The 2,281-nt window shown below is 71.1% G+C and carries 4 protein-coding genes; 1 reads left to right on the top strand and 3 read right to left on the bottom strand.

Going from position 1 to position 2,281, the window contains the following annotated elements; translation table 11 throughout:
* Positions 1 to 43: 43 nt before the first annotated feature.
* From AB0J09_RS62755 to AB0J09_RS62745, 3 genes are all read right to left on the bottom strand, one after another.
* A complete protein-coding gene (locus AB0J09_RS62755; protein WP_360713762.1) occupies positions 44 to 1,150 on the bottom strand; it encodes a hypothetical protein in 1,107 nt (368 codons plus the stop codon).
* 95 nt (positions 1,151 to 1,245) lie between these two features.
* Positions 1,246 to 1,893, bottom strand: a complete 648-nt coding sequence (locus AB0J09_RS62750; RefSeq protein WP_360713760.1) for a response regulator transcription factor — start codon at positions 1,891 to 1,893, stop codon at positions 1,246 to 1,248.
* Positions 1,884 to 2,216, bottom strand: coding sequence for an ATP-binding protein (locus AB0J09_RS62745; protein WP_360713758.1), 333 nt, complete (start codon positions 2,214 to 2,216; stop codon positions 1,884 to 1,886). Before AB0J09_RS62745 ends, AB0J09_RS62750 begins: the two co-directional genes overlap by 10 nt.
* Before the next feature lie 14 nt (positions 2,217 to 2,230).
* On the opposite strand from AB0J09_RS62745, the gene AB0J09_RS62740 reads away from it, so the two are divergent.
* Positions 2,231 to 2,281 (top strand): hypothetical protein (locus AB0J09_RS62740; protein ID WP_360713763.1); only part of this gene is annotated, 51 nt, incomplete at its 3' end.

The following is a 2,281-nucleotide window of genomic DNA, read 5'->3' as shown; positions in this document are numbered from 1 at the left end:
GCCAGCATCACCACCAGCAGGCCGACCAGGCAGAGAAGCCGGATCATGCCCGCCGGGCGCCGGACTCGCCGGCCTCCGTGGGCGTCGCGTTCGGGAGGAGCAGGACGCCGAGGGCGAGGCCGATGAGACCGGCCACGACCGGGGCGCCGGTCCACAGCTCGGGTACGGCGGGCAGGCGCCCGGCCATCAGGGAGGCGACCGTGATGTACAGGGACCAGGTGGCGAACGCCGACAGGCCGGCGAAGGCCCAGTAGGCGGCCCGGCGCTCCCGCGAGGGACGCAGCCACTGGTTCAGCAGGTCGCCCACCAGCCCGGCGGCCACGAACGTCAGCAGGATCGGCAGGTTGCGGAAGGCCGTCTGCGCGCCCGGCATCAGGACGCCCACCACCGACAGCACGGTCAGGCTCCCGAACGGCAGGTGCCACCGCCGCAGGAGGAGCAGCACCGGAGCGAGCAGTACCACGTTCGTGATGATCATTGATGCGGCCAGATGGCCGGCGCCGCCGTCGGCGCCTCCGCCGTCGCCGCCGACGACGGAGAAGGCCCGGACGATGCTCTCAGAGCCCCACTGCATGGCGTTGCCGTACGACACGAAAAGTGACACCAGCGTGGCGCCGAAGCCGAGCCCGATCAGCGCGGGCAGCAGCCGTGACAGCCGGGGCCGGGCCCCGATGTCCGGGGCATTCCAGGCCGAGCGGAGCGGGGTCGTGATGATGAGCATCATCGTCACGATCAGTCCCAGGTGGGATGGGCTGAACAGGATGTTGATGGTCTGCTCGATACCCAGCAACGTGTGCCACATCAGGTCGGCGAACCCGAACGCGGCGAACCCCGGGATGGCGAGCAACCCCGCGAGGTACCCGTTCGGCACCGCGGCCAGCCCGCTCCGGCCGGTGCGCACGTTGCGATAGACCTGCCAGATGATCCACGCCGACACCGCCGCGAACCCCGAGTAGAACGCCGCGTGCCAGGGCGTGAAGAACGTCTCCAGCTGCGCCAGATTGCTGTGCGCCCAAGCATCGATCATCAGCCCGACACCGAACCAGACGCCGAGTAACGCCATGACCAGGTCCGTCCGAGGGCTCACCCACGTGCGCGCCTCCCCGGAGTCCGCGAGCAGCCGCCGCACCCCAGCATCCACCGCCGCCATCAGCATGCTCCTTCCGTCGATCCGATCCTTCGCGACCGCCGCCGGAAGGGGAACCCGGCTGGCACTCCCCGAGAGGTACGGTTATCCGCACCCCCTCACGCGTTCAGGTACCGCAGCACCGCGAGCACCCGCCGGTGGTCGTGCGCGCTCGCCTCCAGGCCGAGCTTGGCGAAGATGCTCGTGCAGTGCTTCTCCACGGTGCGCTCGGCGATGACCAGCCGCTCGGCGATCGCCATGTTCGTGCGCCCCTCGGCCATCAGCCGCAGCACCGCGCGCTCGCGCTCGGTGAGCAGGCCCAGCGGGTCACCGGGCTGCCGATGGCGGCCGACGAGCTGCTCGACGACGACCGGGTCCAGCGCGGACCCGCCCGACCCCACCCGGCGGATGGCCGCGGCGAACTCGGCCAGATCCGACACCCGGTCCTTCAGCAGGTAGCCCACGCCCTCGGTGCGGCCGCCGAGCAGCTCGACCGCGTAGCTCACCCGGACGTGCTGCGACAGCACCAGCACCCCCACCTCTGGATGCCGCTCCCGCAGCGCGACGGCGGCGCGCAGCCCCTCGTCGGTGTGCGTGGGCGGCAGCCGGATGTCGAGCACGGCCACATCGGGCGGGTCCATTCCCACGTGGGCGAGCAGGTCCTCGGCGTAGTCGACGCACGCCGCCACCGTGAACCCGGACTCGGCCAGCAGCCGGGCCAGGCCCTCGCGGAACAGGGTGGAGTCCTCACAGATCGCTACGCGCACGGCAGGACCACCTTCAGCACGGTTCCCCTCCCTGGTGGGCTGTCGATCGTCAGCTTGCCGCCGTTGGCCTCGGCGCGGTCGGCGAGTCCGGCGAGCCCCGAGCCGCGCGTGAGATCGGCCCCGCCCACGCCGTCATCGCCCACCTCTGCCACGAGGTGGCCTCCGTCGCGGGTGAGCCGTATCCACGCCTTCGACGCGGATGCGTGCTTGGTCACGTTGGCCAGGGCCTCGTTGACGATGTAGTAGGCCGCGCTCTCCACGGACTGTGGCAGCGGCTCGCCCAGTGCCAGGTCGCACGTGACGGACACGGGTTCCCCTCCCATCGAGCCAGGATGAAATCCACGATCTGGCCGACAGCGTCAACCGGACACTGGCCCGCCTGCAGGCC

Origin of the sequence: Nonomuraea sp. NPDC049784, assembly GCF_040659615.1 — a bacterium.
GTDB lineage: Bacteria > Actinomycetota > Actinomycetes > Streptosporangiales > Streptosporangiaceae > Nonomuraea.
The sequence above is the reverse complement of the archived record's forward strand: the minus strand, read 5'-3'. Positions and strand labels throughout refer to the sequence as shown.

Excerpts from the sequence above, each read along its gene's own strand:
- AB0J09_RS62755 (WP_360713762.1), bottom strand. The coding sequence starts at position 1,150 with ATGGCGGCGGTGGATGCTGGGGTGCGGCGGCTGCTCGCGGACTCCGGG.
- AB0J09_RS62745 (WP_360713758.1), bottom strand. The coding sequence starts at position 2,216 with ATGGGAGGGGAACCCGTGTCCGTCACGTGCGACCTGGCACTGGGCGAG.